At 44.8% G+C, this 16,939-nt stretch carries 13 protein-coding genes; 4 read left to right on the top strand and 9 right to left on the bottom strand.

Going from position 1 to position 16,939, the window contains the following annotated elements; all coding sequences use genetic code 11:
* Positions 1-9: 9 nt before the first annotated feature.
* Both KDW_RS15500 and KDW_RS15495 read right to left on the bottom strand, forming a co-directional pair.
* Positions 10-1,251, bottom strand: a complete 1,242-nt coding sequence (locus KDW_RS15500) for a restriction endonuclease subunit S (protein ID WP_151756794.1) — start codon at positions 1,249-1,251, stop codon at positions 10-12.
* A gap of 24 nt (positions 1,252-1,275) precedes the next feature.
* Positions 1,276-2,931 (bottom strand): type I restriction-modification system subunit M, encoded by a 1,656-nt coding sequence (locus KDW_RS15495; protein ID WP_151756793.1) that lies wholly within the window; start codon positions 2,929-2,931, stop codon positions 1,276-1,278.
* A 296-nt stretch (positions 2,932-3,227) separates the two neighbouring features.
* Here KDW_RS15495 and KDW_RS15490 point away from each other — a divergent pair, with 296 nt between their 5' ends.
* The 4 genes from KDW_RS15490 to KDW_RS15475 all read left to right on the top strand — a co-directional run bounded on the left by KDW_RS15490 (position 3,228) and on the right by KDW_RS15475 (position 7,427).
* A complete protein-coding gene (locus KDW_RS15490; protein ID WP_151756792.1) occupies positions 3,228-3,650 on the top strand; it encodes a hypothetical protein in 423 nt (140 codons plus the stop codon).
* Entirely contained in the window at positions 3,647-4,903 is a 1,257-nt protein-coding gene (locus tag KDW_RS15485) for a hypothetical protein (protein ID WP_151756791.1), read from the top strand. The genes KDW_RS15490 and KDW_RS15485 overlap by 4 nt, the downstream gene beginning before the upstream one ends.
* 163 nt (positions 4,904-5,066) lie before the next feature.
* Complete coding sequence (locus tag KDW_RS15480) at positions 5,067-6,056, top strand: hypothetical protein (RefSeq protein WP_151756790.1); 990 nt, start codon at positions 5,067-5,069, stop codon at positions 6,054-6,056.
* 273 nt (positions 6,057-6,329) lie between these two features.
* Positions 6,330-7,427 carry a restriction endonuclease gene (locus KDW_RS15475; protein ID WP_151756789.1) on the top strand — a complete coding sequence of 366 codons (1,098 nt, stop codon included), beginning with the start codon at positions 6,330-6,332 and terminating at the stop codon, positions 7,425-7,427.
* A gap of 134 nt (positions 7,428-7,561) precedes the next feature.
* Here the strand turns inward: KDW_RS15475 and KDW_RS15470 are convergent, their stop codons facing one another.
* The 7 genes from KDW_RS15470 to cutA all read right to left on the bottom strand — a co-directional run bounded on the left by KDW_RS15470 (position 7,562) and on the right by cutA (position 16,939).
* Positions 7,562-10,498, bottom strand: a complete 2,937-nt coding sequence (locus KDW_RS15470; protein WP_151756788.1) for a type IV secretion system DNA-binding domain-containing protein — start codon at positions 10,496-10,498, stop codon at positions 7,562-7,564.
* Positions 10,495-13,353, bottom strand: coding sequence for a VirB4 family type IV secretion system protein (locus tag KDW_RS15465; RefSeq protein ID WP_151756787.1), 2,859 nt, complete (start codon positions 13,351-13,353; stop codon positions 10,495-10,497). The genes KDW_RS15470 and KDW_RS15465 overlap by 4 nt, the downstream gene beginning before the upstream one ends.
* Positions 13,344-13,787, bottom strand: coding sequence for a hypothetical protein (locus KDW_RS15460; protein ID WP_151756786.1), 444 nt, complete (start codon positions 13,785-13,787; stop codon positions 13,344-13,346). Before KDW_RS15460 ends, KDW_RS15465 begins: the two co-directional genes overlap by 10 nt.
* 15 nt (positions 13,788-13,802) lie before the next feature.
* Positions 13,803-14,096, bottom strand: coding sequence for a hypothetical protein (locus tag KDW_RS15455; RefSeq protein ID WP_151756785.1), 294 nt, complete (start codon positions 14,094-14,096; stop codon positions 13,803-13,805).
* 41 nt (positions 14,097-14,137) lie between these two features.
* Positions 14,138-14,866: a CHAP domain-containing protein gene (locus KDW_RS15450; RefSeq protein ID WP_151756784.1), complete on the bottom strand. Its 729-nt coding sequence runs from the start codon at positions 14,864-14,866 to the stop codon at positions 14,138-14,140.
* Positions 14,867-14,880: 14 nt separating this feature from the next.
* Entirely contained in the window at positions 14,881-16,248 is a 1,368-nt protein-coding gene (locus tag KDW_RS15445) for a hypothetical protein (protein ID WP_151756783.1), read from the bottom strand.
* 343 nt (positions 16,249-16,591) lie between these two features.
* On the bottom strand, positions 16,592-16,939 hold the full coding sequence (gene cutA / locus KDW_RS15440) for a divalent-cation tolerance protein CutA (RefSeq protein WP_198925278.1): 348 nt from the start codon (positions 16,937-16,939) through the stop codon (positions 16,592-16,594).

Below are 16,939 nucleotides of genomic sequence, written 5' to 3'. Positions count from 1 at the left end.
ATTCCTTTACTACTCCACCAGTGGGAGAGCCGATAAGCGACCAGTCATCAATTCTTCGAGCATGGTACGGAAAAATTCTTCGTGTAAGGTGATTTCTTTTTCAAGAGCTGAAAGTTTATTGTCACAAGCATCTAAAATTTGAGCAATTTCTCGCTGTTCATCAATTGGGGGTTTGGGAATACGCATTGCCGATAATTTATCTTGAGGGAGATGAGCAATTGTAGTTTGTGTTCCAGCAATTCCATATATATTTTGATGTCTAAAAGCACGTTCCATATGATGGAGAAAAAATGCTGGCAACATTTGATTTCCACGAGGACGCAACCGGTGAATAGCTTTTTGAAAATAACATTCTGCAAGCTCATCCCTCCAAATAGCCGTTCTCCCTATTTCTCCACCTTCACACACCAAAATATCACCATACTGTAACCGAAATTTTTCTTTTTCTCTTTCATCAAAGTCCATTTCCAGCACATCTTCACACTCTACTCTTCCCCATTGGACATTGGCATTTCGCATGTATGGCTTGGAAGATTTTCCAGTTCTGGCTTTTTGAGAAAGCATTTTCCCTAACTGAGTTTCAAATACCTCTCCCAATCTTACTATTTCCCACTTCTTCGGCATCATTCCTATTTCTGTTTGCTTTAGCACTTCATCACATGTTCCATATGTAAAGAGGTACTGCATCAACGCCGCTTTACGCTCACGTTCAAGTTCAAGTTCTTTGCAACGTACCTGTATTGTGTTTTGCACTGTTTGTAGAGTATGGGCAATAGCTCGTTGCTCAGGAAGAGGTGGAAAAAAGATAGGGATATTCAGCATTGTCCCTTGAGTAAGTTTGCCACGTGTTGTGCCTGTAATAAACAAACCAATATTCATATAATTAAGTAAGTAAACAAGAAAAAGGTTATCGACTGTTTCCTTTCGTGCACTCAAAATATGGGCATGGTTATTTACCCAAAACTTACCACGCATTAAATATGCAGAATTATCAAATGAACCCCAATATCCTCCATCTTCAGCTAAAAGGATATATTCCCCATCAAAAAGATAGTCATTGATATAATCAACAATGCCATTGGCTCCGCAATAAGGGTATACTCCCTTCATCATCAAACGCTGTGAATCATTTAATGGCTTTCTTTGCTTATCAAATACATCTATAACAGACCCTAAAACTTTAGCCTGCCAATGATTTTGCCCTTGATTTGCAAGAACTTCTATTTGGCTAATCATATTCTCTAATCCCATCCATTAAAAACTTCTTCAGCCCTTCTAGAATGTAATGTCTAAATTTAATTTGGCTAACAATTTGGAAAGCTGAATATCAGCTTGCTCTCTATTAGATTTCACAGTTAAAAGATCTTCCATAATAAATCGCAGAGATCTATGTGTCACAATATCATTCACATCCACAAATTGAGATGGGCTCAAATTGTAGTCAACTTTACTAACTTCACTTACTGTAATTAATCGACTTAACTTCTCGATTTCCTCCCAACTATAAAATGCCTGTTTAATCACCTCGATACCTTCACCAGTAAGCTCGTTTTTGGGCTTACGCTTCACAAAATAGTTCGACGCGTTAATAAGTAATATCTGATGCTTGCGTTCGATCAGCTTATCACGATTCAGCATTATCACCACACCGGGAGCAGAGGTATTATAGAAGAGATTTTCCGGCAATAGAATCACACATTCGATAATGTCTTCCTCAACAAATTTCTTACGAATATCACGCTCACGGTTGCTGGATTTACTACCAGAACCACGCGACACTGACCCTGTATCAAGCACGACAGCAGCCCGGCCATGTTCATTCAATGAAGCATAAATATGTTGCAACCATGCCCAGTCAGCAGACGAGTGAGGAGGATAACCAAAGTGTTGGAAACGCCCCCAGGGATCGTGTTCATAGAAAGATTCCTCATAGGCATCCTGGTTCCACATAGGATTAGCAACAACATAATCAAACTGTTGCAACCCTGAACCTTCTGCACCAAAGCCAGGTTTTGTGAAGGTATCGCCAACGGCAAAGCTAGAATCAGTGTAGTCATGCAGGAACATATTCATCTTGGCCATTGCAAAGGTAACCGGGTTTAACTCCTGGCCGAAGAGTCGGGGGGATTTAGCTTTATCTTTAGCATGCTCCTCATAATACAGGCGAGATTTGATGAGCAAACCACCAGAGCCACATGTTGGATCATAGACAGTGCTCTGTGGGTGGGGATTAATCAGGGATGCAATCAGCCATCCCACCTCTTTGGGTGTATAAAACTCGCCTGCACTCTGGCCCTGCCCTTCGGCAAATTTACGCAGCAAGTATTCATAGGCACGCCCAAGGATATCAGGCTCTGCATTATGGAGTCCCAGGCGGTGACGACTCACTACTTCGATCAAAGCTGCCAGGCGACCATCATCAAGGGTACGCTCGCCACTTTGACGTTCGTTATAGTCCTTGACATCCAGGACACCCTTCAGAGTTGGATTAAGATTAGCAACCGTGCGCATAGCGCTGGTCACAAATTCACCAAGATCACTCGAACCATGATTACGAACTTTGATCCAGCGATATTCATCAGGTACAAAGAAACGAACCATTGGAGCACGGCCCTCTAAAAGCGCCTGCTGATGGTCCACCTTGATAAATTCATAAGCGAGTTCCTCGCTGCCATAGAGCTCAAAATATTGCTGACATTCATCTTCAAAGACATCAGAGAGACGCTTGTAGAAGACCAGAGGCAAAATGAAGTCTTTATATTTGGGGGCATCTGCCGCGCCACGAATCACACACGCTGCATCCCACAACCATGTCTCCAGTTCAGAAATAGAAAGATGTCCATCAGACTGAAGGGCCAGAGGAAGAATCGACTGATTCGCGCCCTGGGCATCTGATCGGTGTGTACTGTTACTACTTTTTCTACGAGCCAAAATATATCACCTACATCCTATAAGACTCTTATTACATGCATCATAATTGTTCTGATGACTATTATACAGGCAAACACCAGGATCTGAAAGCCTTTGGTATGCAATATAAATCTTTACGAACCAGCTCCTACCATCTCATTGTGATTGGTCTAAGGGTGTATGAGGATAATAAGTATCTAATCAACTTTTTCCACACTCAAAAGTCCCAAGCATCAATACAAGTTATTGATAACATTTAGATTATACTGTATTCTTATTAAGATGTACTAAAACACATAAAGGGTATGGATACCAATATGACTGTAATGAATACACATAATGACGGACAGTTGTTCGGCCCAACTTTATCAGGTAAACACTACCTCTCTCTAAATTATCATCGTAGCCGTACCTCAACCGGAGGGAAAAAAAGTTTATGGGATCCCAATATCTCACGGGATACAGAGTATAATATCTTCTGTACAGCAGACAAAAAAAATTGGCAAGATAATAAAGGCGACTACTGGGGAATACATAATCAAGCTAAAACATCCCTTGGTACTGAGAACGAAATCATTTGTAAGTTCCCTCATCCTACAAATCAACAAGACCCCTGGCATGGTTACCCTCTTCATACATACAGCGCTCGGCCATCAGATGATTTTGTAAGGAAGTTCTGGGCAGATACAAATGAGATCTCTCGGGGAATGGCAAAAAAGATTGTGAAGGGGTTGATATGAAAATAGTCAAACTGTTTTTACCTGGTGAGTATGATGATGTCTACATCTATATGGGACGCCTAATTGGACTAACAGTGGATCGTAGGCTTCAAATCTACAATCTAGAGAAAATGATAGAACAAATTGAAGTACAGCATCACCCTGATACCATACCAGCACCAACATTACTTTTCACCCGCAACGATTGGTTAGCAAGCGAACAATTCAAAATGCTTATGAAAAACTGGGAAATGAATTTAACATTTTTAAATGCAGTCGATGTTCTCTCCAAAGGTATCATCGAAATTGTCCCCGAGAAGTTTTTAGTAGAGCAAAAAGAAATAAATTTGCTTGATCCTATGATTTTAGATCTACTTATTTACAATGGCCGTATGTTTTTAGGAGCCACAGGCGGCCTTTATAATATGGATATTGATTGGAAATCCAATGGACAAGTAGAGACAAAATCATTACAAAAAAGGCATGATGCACGTTGCATGAATCTATCAGCTCGCAATGGTACAGTAAACGCTTCATGTGATGATGAAGGGCTGATTTCCTTAATTGATGAATTCAGGTTATGGGACCATGGATCAAAGAAAAACGATCAAAAGGTAGCGGAAAAGTCCCTTACAACCTCATGGATGAATGAGAATATTATCAATTATCCCAGCTACGATCACCCTTATCTGTTTCACAGCCAAACTGGAGACAGTAATACATTAGGACTAGAAAGAGAACGCAAAGTAGTTACAGGAGTTGATCCCCAAGCTACTGACTTAGAATATTTATTAGCTCAAGCTTTTACTAAACATAAAATTGATGAGAATGATAGGGTACGCTTCGTACACAATTCCACCCATCGTCTCTTTATTGCAACCCTTTCTGGCCTTTTTCTTTCTCTCTCGCTTAAAGCTGAAGAAGAAATAGAAATAGAAAAAGAAGATAAAAAGGGCCACAACAAAAAACAACTCTCACTAGGAAAAGATGGACGTATATGGCACTTAAACAGAGGAATTATCGCAACTTATCCTTGCAAGCCTGGTCAAATCGTTGAGACAATAGATACTGTTGCATTAGTTCCAAATGTTGGTAAGCAGATGGTAGAACTCCTACAAGGGGATATTGTTCTAATTCGCACTTTTCCACGTTCTAAAAGATTTCAAAATCTTGTGGCTGTTATCGTAGATGAAGGAATTTTCCTAATAAGTGTTTTCGACGAAAAAGAAATAGGCAGTCAATCATTTGAAAATAATGAAACGTATGATTTCTAGATAAATTATTTTCAAATAATGTAAATCAGACAAAGGTTCATTAAACAATACAGGTAATAAAATATCATTAGTAGGCTCCAGAAGTTAGAGCCCCTCCGGGTTAGATTTTATTTGCGCAGTTACAAATTGGTTTGTATATATTTGCAGCTGGAGATTTTTTAATATGGCATTTTCATACAGCGTATCCCAAGCCGGTAATTTGTTTCCACGAGTTTATAATTATCTATGTGTGCTTCCAGATAAAGTGCTTCATCATACTGAACACAATTTGCGTCATCCATTAGCTATTTATAGTATTTCAATAAATAGAGTTTTACAAGCTTTCGAAAATATTTTACGTGAAAATGCAAAGATATACTCTGTAGACTGGACTACCAACAATAATGCTGATTTTAATGTTGGGCCGCTTTTAAGCGCAGAAAAAGAGCTACTTGATGCAAGTATGGCACACATAGACGATGGCTATCAAATATTAAAAGCACTATGTTCTATATCTAAAACAACTAAACAGATACAATTTGCTGATAAATGGCTTGAAACAGTCAAGCATCCTACAGTTAGAAATTATAAGCACGGCATCAAAACTTATAGAGACTCGTTTGCTCCGATTGTAAATAAAATAAAACATGAACATGGCCGACTCCAAATTGTTGTGATGCATGATGCACTAAATGAACACGACAAGCAAAGAAGGATTGCTGGCTATTTCCTAGAAGGTGTTGATAAACAAGGTACTGTTGGTCCTGACCAGAAAATTCACAGCGGCAAATATGCTATCTCATTTCACCGAGATCTTCGCTACCATTTTGTACATCTATTTATGATTGGCGAATATTTAGCAGACGCAATAATACAAGCTATTTCCCAAGATTATCATGTAAGTTTGCCTGCTAATCCCCGCATTGAAGCCCCTTGGGAACCCATTGCAAACATTGCACAAAGTATTCATGATTTGCCATTTATATTTTATCCAGATGAGCTAAATAAGCTAACCCCATCAGTTATTGTGAATGGTTCGAACCAAAGCACGAAAATTCTGTTAACGCGTATAAGTCCCCTGAAAGCTGATGCATTTCTGAATTGGAGAATTCAGATTCAATTTTCGGGAGATAATGTAACAAGATCTTGGAAATTACCGTACTTTGGGATATAAACCATACAAAGCAGATATATCGAATTGCTCCATCATTCTTGTTAAATAAAGACAAGTTTGACTAAATACTACTAAATGGCTCAAAATCACATATGAGGAAATATCAAATCAACATCGTTCCTTCTCAAAAATTTATCTTTTTTGAGAAGAACAGTTTGACAGGGGCCTCGTGAACAAATACGATTTCTCCTTAAAATATCATCTAGCAATTATTACCTGTAATTGTTCGTATTCGGAAAGGTTATTTATATACTAGTCTTTTGGAGAGTGCACATGGACCAATTCTCATTTAATCATTTAAACGACACAGAATTTGAACAGTTTGGTTACGATTTGCTCGTAGCTCTAGGATTTAGCTCTGTTAACTGGAGAAAAGGAACAGGTCTAGCAACAAGTCCAGCAGATAGTGGTCGAGATTTAGAATGTCAGTTAATCCAACGCAGAATTGATGACGAGCCTTATGTCGAAAGATGGTTTGTTGAATGTAAGCATTATCAAAAAGGCGTGCCTGTTGATGCACTTACAGGAGCACTAGCATGGGCATCATCAGAAAGACCCGATACTCTTCTCATCATTGCATCTAACTTTCTTTCCAATTCAACCAAAGACTACATAGATAAATATAATGCAAACAACAAACCCACCTACAAAATTGTCATCTGGGAGCGTCCCAAACTAGAAAAATTGACGGCTACTCACTCTCTCCTGCTAAAAAAATATCGACTTTCAGGTGACTACCCTTTCCTTGCGCTCCTACATCCAAGTCATATCGCGTGTCTTCAAGACATGCCAATAAATACGCTAAAATATTTTCTGGATTGTTTAGATGAACTACCTCCAGAAAAGCGAGATGCAATGTTTGGGACGGCGTACCTCTTTCTGATCCAACCACGATACCGAAAAGCAGTCACTGGCAAGGAAACAATGGCTGAACTTGAGATTGACAGAGTTGACTATGCAGCATTTAAACAACGTTGCCATCAAATAATACAAACAGGGATGATGAGTGGCCTTTTACTCACGTATTTGATTATTACATTTACGCTAAATGAGCTTTTTGGTCTTGGTGATACTACTAAGATTGATGATAACGTAACTAGTATGGCTCATGCTGCCAAGTTCTTCCAAAGCCAAATAGAAAAAAGACCTCAAGAAAAGGATCATTTAGAAAAAATGGTCGCTAATGCTCAACATCATCAGAAAGAGATACCTGCAAGGATAAAGGCAAACTACTCACTCTACTGCTATTTTTGTGAAAATGTACTGGAGAAACTACGCATGGAAAAATACCTGCGGAAGTGCGAGCCACCTGCTGACCAAGAACAAGAATATGAAGATGCAGTCCAATTTTACAGAAAGGAATTAGAGTAATCAGTACCACAGAAAGATTGCTGCTCCCAATGCACTAACTGAGAGTATTATTACTAGCACATTCATTATATTCTCATAAGCTACCACGCTGCCTCAAATCAACGAAAGTTGAGTGGCATCCAGACAACTAGCCTTCAAGGTTCATCTTTAATATGCTTTCCTTTAGAAGATGATGATGAAAGGTTACCTCGTTGACTGGTGGCCTTTTCTCGCATATCCTCACTCTTGCGCCCACGATATTTTCTGTCTTGTCTGGCAAGTGAATCTGATTGTTTTGTATCCATCTTTCCCATAGAGACAGCTCGCTCACCATCTTCATTCCACGCTGGCATCAACATAAGTGCGGCAGCTAAAGCTTCTCGTAATTGCGCGTCCACAACATATGCTGGAACCGTATAGTGCTTCTGACTTGCTAAACGGATCAAATCAGCCTGTTGTATTTCCCCAGCTGAAGGAGGTAAAAGTCTCATAGAAAAAGTTGGTTGTCGATGTTGCTGATACAGAAGCTTGACATAACACATATAGCGATCAAGATTCACAATATCCTCAGCTTCTACTCCCAGCTCGCTATGAATCGTCAGCGCATCCTGAGCTGACATATGAAAGACAATATATTGTTTGACATTTGCCAGGACAACATGCAAAAGAGAGGCATCCATATCAGACAGATATTCCAGAGATTGTGTGGCCAGATAAAACGCTGCTCCATATTTGCGTAGTTCTGCCAGTGCGCCCCAATCGACACCTTGGAGAGTCTGGAATTCATCAATGATGATACGAAGGCGCTTGCGCTGTGTCTCTACACGATTGCCTTGCTCCTCCAGAGTAATCTGCAAAAGGCCCAGCAACGTTGCTCCGAGTAAACGTGCCACGTCTTCACCAACCACGCCTTTAGCCAGTTTGACGAGTACAATCTTTTCTTGTTCAATACACTCGGTAAAATTAATGGTAGAGATGGCCTGTCCCACAATACGGCGTGCGATCAGGCTCTCAAATTTCGCGACCTTGGAGAGGACAGGATCACTCCGATCACGCTGCATCTGTGCATTCAACGGATCGTAGTAGAGATGCCACCAGCGTAAAATAAACGGATCCTCTATCTGATCAAGCAAAGCATGACAAAATGACTCATCAGTAAGGACCAGCATAACATCCAACAACGTGTACTGTCGCTGTGGCTCCCCCTGGGCCACATGGATACGATTGACCTCAAAGAGGGTACGTAGAGCATAGGCAAAGGCTGTTTCCATACGAGATCCCCAGGAAGCGGCCCAGATATGCGCCAGGGTCTTTAGTAGATCAGAGACGGCCTTATCACGACCCCGCCCCAGAGCGGCATCCAGCGGATTCAAACCGATCACATGGTCATCGTTGGACAGATCCACAAGCACAACATCCTGGCTCCGATGTTCTGGCACGAGAGCCAGGATATGATCTACTAGGTCACCATGCGGATCAATAACGACCAGACCACCTTGTTCCATGGCTTCACGAGCCAGGTATTCCAAACAGGTACTTTTCCCTTCTCCAGACTTGCCACCAATAAAGAGATGGCTGTTGAGTACTTCTTGCGGAATGGTGACTGCATGGCAATGTCCAGCATGTTCTGCGAGTCCAATGGGAATGCCCTGTTGCTGCTGATGAATGAGTGCAACAGGTAATGGCAGTGTACGTACCGCCGTCTGTTCCATGCTGGCAAGCTCAGATAACGTTTCAGGAGCAGGTAAGTGCCAAAGTGAAGCGAGCGTATCCACACTCATCAAGTGCCGCGAGGATCTCAGACCACGCCACCATCCTGATTCTCTCAGAAAGAGGTCGTGATGTCCTTGTACACACCCTTTGGCCTGCAATCCCCACAAACGCCTGGGGACAAAATAGTTGCCGGCTGCCAGATGGTATTGCCGATAGGCTGCGACCATTCGAGCGAGCAGGACATGGTGGCGGCGATTGCGCTGCATGCACATTTTGCAGAGATGCGTAATCTTTATTATGTCTATATGAATTCTACGCCCCACTTGAGATACAGCACGATTACTTCTATCTTCTTTTAACGGCTCGATGCTCTGTTGAATATCCCTCTCTTTTCTAGAAGAAATCGAACTGTCATCCGCACTAATAACATAGAGACGGAAGCGCACTCGGTAGGCCATTTGGGATGTCTTCTGTCCAACAAGTGCCTGATCATAAATAGGTGGCCGTTGATATCTCCTCCTGAGCTGATCAATGCCGATAAAGAGGGCAACCAAAATACTGGCGACAATCAACGCTGGTAGCGAGAGTGACACAGGTAAACTAGAGGCACCAGGATGTGGAGTGATGATGTCATGCAATAGACCCGCTATGGCCTGTTGCCATGAAATGGGCATCATGTTTTTCCAGGTGCTATACGTCATGACTCCCACAAGCAACAGAGCACCCAGCATCAAAATTGGGAGACTGGGTCCTCGTTCTCCCATCGGCCGATGCTGCTCCCTGAGGACATGCCGTTCTTTTTCTCGCGCTGGTTCTAATGCATGCTCGATCGCTTTGCGTTGATGACGCCGCGACCAGTTCATGGGAGCGGGAGCCAGGGCCAATTGCGAGATAACACGGACTCCTGGGGGTAATGTATCCAGCGCACCTAGGACCCCGAGGAGAGGATCCATTGCATGATCAGAACTCTGCTCATCCTCCGTCCAGGATCGCAAAGGCAAATAGGCAGCTGCTCCTGCTTTGAGTTCAATCGCCGAGATAGTCTCACCGGCACGCAGAACAAAAGGATCATCATCTGCCAGGAGGCTGCGAAAATATGCGAGAGGATAGCGTGCACGCAGTTGCGTGATGGCGTGATCCAGGCCCTCCTGACTGGTAGCCCGAATCACAAAACGACGCTGCTCTGCTGTACCTACGAGTTCCAGGGCAATCGGATGTCGGTCATTGAGAACCAGGCTATGCATAGCAGCCGTCAGTTGCACCACCTCCTGCCCATGCCCACGGCTGGGTGGAATGACGCACATGGAATAGCCATGCCTCTCAGTCACCCCCAGAGCAGACGACGTCTGCTCTGGGGAGATGTGCATCGCATTGTTCATAACGATGCCTCTTCTTGCTGAGGACTATCTTTGTGCTCAGTGGGCAAAGCCATAGAGGGTGATGGTTCCAGTAACTTGTCCTTAGGCTGACGAGAAACGCGTAACGGGATCATCCTTTCATGATCATGCTCTCGTGAGTGTAGCTTCTCATCCTTCTTTTGAGCATCTATCACCCCATCAAAGGCCAGCAATCCCTGGACAATCTGCTGCACATCTGCATAGCGGGAATCATGCTTCCAACTGGCAATTTCCTGAGGATTCGTGGTCGCCAGAATGTGTTCAAGTTCACTGGTCTCAAAACGCACATGGAGCCGCTTCTCACTGGTCGTCAATAAGGCCTCACCAATTCCTAAGCGCCGGAGTAATTGCACCTCACGATCGGATAACTTAAACATGGTGCTGATCAGGTCCAGAGAGGTTGCGTCCTGACGCATCAATACATGCGTCGCACAGTTGGCTGGGATAGCGCTATCACGAAACATGGCTGGATGCTGTGAGATGATTGTCACCCCAAGATAGTGTTTTCTCGCTCGTCGTACGAGATCTTCCAGGAAGCGTGCTCCACTCTCAAATTGGTACAGTGTTGCGGCTTCATCGACGATCAACTGGCGTGGAATACTGGATTGAAAGGATTGCGTCCACACAAAATTGGAGACCAGAAACAGACCAACCGGGCGTAATTCTGTCTCCATGTCATGAATGTCAAAGACAATCACCGCATTTTCCAGCGCAATATCGGAGGGGCCAGAAAACAAACCAGCCAGAGAACCATGCACATAGCGACGTAGACGTGCAGTCAATGCGGTAGGATCAGGACCACAGATCCCACTATCCAACACTTCATAGAGATCCCGCATCAAGGGTGCAGGCCGCTCATGTGTCTTGCTATCGGTCGTAATACCAACTTTGCGATAACACTCATAAAGGGCCCGATCGAGGAGTCCTTTTTCATTGGCTGTCAATTTTCCAACATGATCAGGAGTGCGATCGGCGAGCATGATCTCAAGCAGCGAATGTAATCGCTGAACATGATCAGCCAATCGATCTCCATGCTCATTTCCTCCTGGATGTTCTTGCTCTCTTTTCACATATGGAAGATCAAAAGGATTGATATGATGTCTGGCCCCGGGAGCCAGACGAATAACCTGACCACCCAGCGCAGCCGTAAGCCGACCGTACTCGCGCTCAGGATCAATCACAATCACTTGAAATCTTTGTACAGGAGGCTCCTGCTCATCCTTATGGTACTGCTGAACATGTGCATATTTGAGAGCCATACGCACAATTGATGTTTTGACATGATGAGATTTACCCCAGCCAGGAGGTCCCAGAATGATTCGATTGGCATTAGCCATCTCCTGACTCCAGGCATCCAGGACCACAGGATCCCCCTGAGGTGTGATGCCTTCAAGAATACCATCAGGATGGAAGAGAGAATTGGAAAGAAATGGGAACATAGTTGAGGCGCTGCGGCTATCTAACAATATTCCTTTCCCAAGCTCATTATGAGCAGTGGGCAAGCAGGAACGAAATCCTTGTTCTTGCTCAAAGAGGGCCGTCCGTACCTTCAAGAGCATATTCTGCAAGACTGAGCGGATCCGCTCAGTACGTTCGTTCAACTCCTGACGACTCGCCCCACGTAGCACAACCAGCATTGAAAGATCGAGCATCCGTTCCTCACCGCTGGCTAACCGGTCAATGAGTACATCGACATCAGACTCGGCAACTTTGAGATTAGGATCCACCTCATTACCTTTCCTATGCGCCATCAAACGCGAGGATTGATATTCCATTTGTCGTCGTCGAAACTGTTGCAACACCACGGCCGAATTGAGCGGCTGGAGATGAAAGCTCACCTCCATCGGCTCATCTAGTTCCGCCAGGGGCTTAAGCCACCCAGGAGCAACCAGGCGAGGTAGATGCGAGACCACAATAGTTCGGGCATATTCATCCTCAATCTTGATCAGATCAGGAGAGACAACGACAGCAGCAGGAGCAAGCAGATCCGCAAGTTGTGCAAAGCCTGACACATGAGGACCTGTCGAGCAGACTTCTTGTTGCCTTTCCTGTACTTCTGTGTTCTTCTGCCTCTGGCTTATTACTTTCTCTTGAGGCAATCGAGCCAGCACTGGACGATCAATGCCCTCGATCAGTTCCTGGGACAAAGGATAGAGGGCGGCTCGTTGAGGAGTGAGACAGGAATAATACACGGGAGCAACTTCTTGCTCTCCAGAGAGCTGGCGTACACTCACATGCATATTGGAAAAGACACGAATAAGCTCACTTACCCGCAGATCCAGTTCCTGACGTGCTCGTTCCAGAGAGAGTGCTGCATCATGCCTGTGTTGTCGTTTCTTCCCCGACAACAATCCATGCGATGGTTGATCCTCCGCTTGGTTGACCCGAATAATCAGATAGATCTTGCGATCTAATAAGGTTCGCTGCGAAGCAAGGTATTGCAGGAACCTTCGATGCGACTCCTGCAAAGGTTCCCAAATGCCCTGTTGAAGTCCTCCCTCCTTCGACGAGAATCGGTCGAGATAAGCAGACAGGTTCAGCGGTAATACGCGCCAAAGGATCTGAACAGGATACGGCAAAGCACAGAGAAACCCTTGATATAATGCATTAATCTGCCGTTGTTCCTCTTCACTTTTCAAATCGTAACTGATGCCTTCTATTTGCAACATGGTTGCATACTCGAAACATCCAGGAGTTTTTGTTCTCAGACAGAGGATATGGTCGTGAATTGTACGCACATCCACAAACCGCTCCTGTACACTCCCTTTTTTTGGCGTATGTATCAATGCCTTTTCGTGACGAGCAGCCCGCGCCGCCACGGTATTCTTTAAAACCATGCGCTTCCTTCCTCTTCGTGATATTGCGTCTGATGTTTCTTGTCAAAATAGGAGCTCTGAATGCTGTTTTCCAGCGCCACAGGTTGCCACAGCGAGACTCTCGGATGCCGATGATAGCGCAACAGTAATACTGTCCAGACTTCCAGGTACCGTCCCCCGACTTGAAGTGTGGCAACAACAAAGGTTGCCAGCACCAGAAACGCAACAACGAACAAGCGGGTGACATATCCAGCGCTCCCGGCACTGCTCAGCCCTTCTAGATGTCCCCAAAGCTGAAAAGCCGTGCTCCATCCAACTAAAAAGATCAGCCCCTGGCGGACAGTGACATGAAAGGTGATCCCAAGTAGCGGGATCGCAATTCTATCTGGCACATTGAGATGCGTCGGGATTTGATATCGTGCAGGGTCGCGTGCATCCGATGGTGGGATTGCCATCAACACATCCTTTCATTAGTTTTTAAACAAACCCGCCAACGTAGGACCAAATTTGACGGCGATAGCGACCAGGATTCCACCGGCAACAGCTGCCCCAATGGCTCGTTTGGCATGCACCCCATTTTGGGCATCACCAATCGAAGTCATATACAAATAGCCTGCGATCACGAACACAAATATGAGCACATCACCCAGATAGCCAGCCAATAGATTAGCAACACCACTAATTGCCGTTCCAATATCGGCCAAAGGGAAGACAGACAAAAAGACAAACATTGAGAGAGACGCAAAGGGAACGAGAGAAATCATAATCTTATCCTTTCAAAAAAGAGCCACAAAAAATTCGGGGTTTATTTAGAGTCTTGTCGAATGTAGCCTAATACGCGATATCCATTCCAGGTATCGAGCGTTCCATTCGCATGCAACGGCATGCTATACCAGTTACCTGGACTGCTTTGATGGGAAGCATCCCAGCGATTGCCCATCCCATTGCCTTGTGCCACGGTCACCAGCCCATCATGTTGTCTGCTTGGCAGACTCACATTGATAACAATGGCGATATGACCGAACTCCCCACCTTGCCAGATCACCATATCTCCTGGCTGCGGATAACTTTGCGCGACAGACACACGCTTCCAACCAGATTGGGAGGCGTAAGCCGGCCAGAATTTGATCGCATCATCAACATAGGGTAAACGCACACCACTCAAGAACAGAGCTCCCGTCACAAACTCGACACATTGGAGATTTCCACTCTGAGCGACCGAACAGATCACCCCATTGGAGCCACACGAGTCAATCCAAAATTGCGCGACCGAGCGCATGAAGGGGTCATTGACGGTATCATACTCATTGGCCCAGGGACCATAGACATGATCGGCAAGCAATTGTGCGCCTGCCGCAATCTCCGTTCCGCTAACCCCAGACCTGGATACATACGGCAGGTTCCCGCCACCAAACCCTACAACAGGATTCGTTAACACAGCCCCAAATGGTGCGAGAAGAATAACCACAACAAGGACAAGCAGGCTCATGACGCCAAGGAGACTGGTCAGTACCAGACCTACCAGCCGGAACATGTACGTTTCCTTTTCTAAGCCGCCTTGAAGACTGCAAACTCTGCAACGGTCTGTATGGCTCGTCCAGCATCACGATGGACTTCACCAACACTGTGACGCACGACATTGGACAACATCATCCCCGGCAATTTGAACGCAATATATAAGGTCGCAATACCAACCAGCATCGAAATTACGCTGTAGCTAGCATGTCCAAAGCTGGCAATGAGTGTACTTCCCAACCCAATACACACCGTCTGAAAGAATTGCAACAACAAGGTAGAGAGAAACGCATGTATCCATAGACGCCGAAAACACAATAGACCGAGAGGCGCCAACACGATCAGGAAATCAAGTAAACCGATACGGACCAGCATCTGAATGCTCAAACACACACACATCAAGAGATCAATCAGATAGGTCAGTACTTCATACGCAGGCGCAGTCGCCCAGTTGATAACACCTAATGGTAAGGAAAGGTCACCGACCCCCGCACTGGCAAGAACCCCAAGTAAACTGACACACAGCGCATTTTGCAGTTGAATAGCCTGCGTGATGAAAAATAAGCTAAATGTTCCGCTAATCGCAGCAAAGAGGAAACCTGGAGCAAACTCACGTAAGACATCATGCTGACCAAGCATCACTTTATAGCCACCAAGGATCAGCGCGAGCACAAGGAGGCTATCCATCACCCCAACCATCCAGGCATGAAGATGGATGACCACAGGCTGAGTATATGTCAGCCCATCCGGCGTAATAAACATAAAGCCAAAAGTCTTTGCCCAGCTCAGAAGTCCTTGAAGAAAATCTGCAAACGAATGGGCAAACGAGGAGAATAATCCATTGAGAATATCCTGCACCCAACTCGTACTGGTTGAAGCTGGCACCGTCCCATTTCCGGTCTCAACTGAGCCGGGAGGCAATGAAGATTGCTGTATATACCGGGTATAAATACCTCGCCAACCAATCGTACAGAAAGTATCCGTTTGGGGATCATAACTCATATCCCCAGCCTGTTGAACAGCATGCGTCTGTGGGAGTGGCAGTTGCGCAAGAAGCGCCGTGGTTGGGACATCCTTGCTCGAAAACCCAAGTTGCTGAAATACGACAGTTGGATGACCACAGATTTTCTGATTAAGCAGGGGAGTATTGCTCTCTACCACACCTGCACGGCCACGTCCAGGGATGGCAACTGAATCATGCAGTTCACCGATATGTGGCAGGATCCATATACCCAAAAGCAAGCCACACAGACATAAAAGAGAGCCCATCCACCATCCACATAATCGTAATGCTCGCTTGAAAACACCAAATAAGAACGTATGTCGCCTGGACGTATCAGCAGATCCATCTTTCAAGGTGACACCATACGATGTTTTCTGGGGAGGGTGAAAATAAATCACACTAGCACTATCCTTTCTCACATGTTGCAAACACACAACAGCTTTATAAAAAGAATAGTCTAAATAGCCCTGAAGAAATGGGCATTGCGATGAAGTTCAATGGGCATCGTTGTGAAGGCTACTCAATAATACTTTTGCCGAGTTTCATAGAGTAGCCGTCAAAGGCATATTCGCGTGTTCCCTCCATCCCACTTTCTGGCTGGGGAACATTCTCAGTATCCCTCAAATCTGGATCTGCTTTGGAGCTTCTTTTTTTGTCACGACAGATATCAGCGGTCTCATCACGTGCGGAGAGCGCACCAAGGATGGCTTTATAAACGGGAGGAGATACAGGTTGCCACGTTTATTCTGCTGTCGTTTCTTTTACAATCCAATCAAGGTAGCCTTTGCTTCCTGCCACAATAAGGTGTGCAACAATTTCAGGTTCTTCATAACTATGGGCGACACGAATAGCCTGTTCAACAGCGCTATACAAATCTTTTCTTGTCTTTGCTGTACATGTCCACTCTTGCGCTGTTTCTATCTGGCCTTTCCACCAATACGTGCTAGTAATGGGGCCTGATACCTGCACACATGCAGCCAGGTGGCTTCCAACAAGCGACTCAGCAATCTTTTGTTCACCCTCTCTTGTGTCTATGGTTGTGTGAACCTCGATACACTCTCTATCCATGATTCGTTCCTCTTCATTCAT

Origin of the sequence: Dictyobacter vulcani (assembly GCF_008974265.1) — a bacterium.
Lineage (GTDB): Bacteria > Chloroflexota > Ktedonobacteria > Ktedonobacterales > Ktedonobacteraceae > Dictyobacter > Dictyobacter vulcani.
The sequence above is the reverse complement of the archived record's forward strand: the minus strand, read 5'-3'. Positions and strand labels throughout refer to the sequence as shown.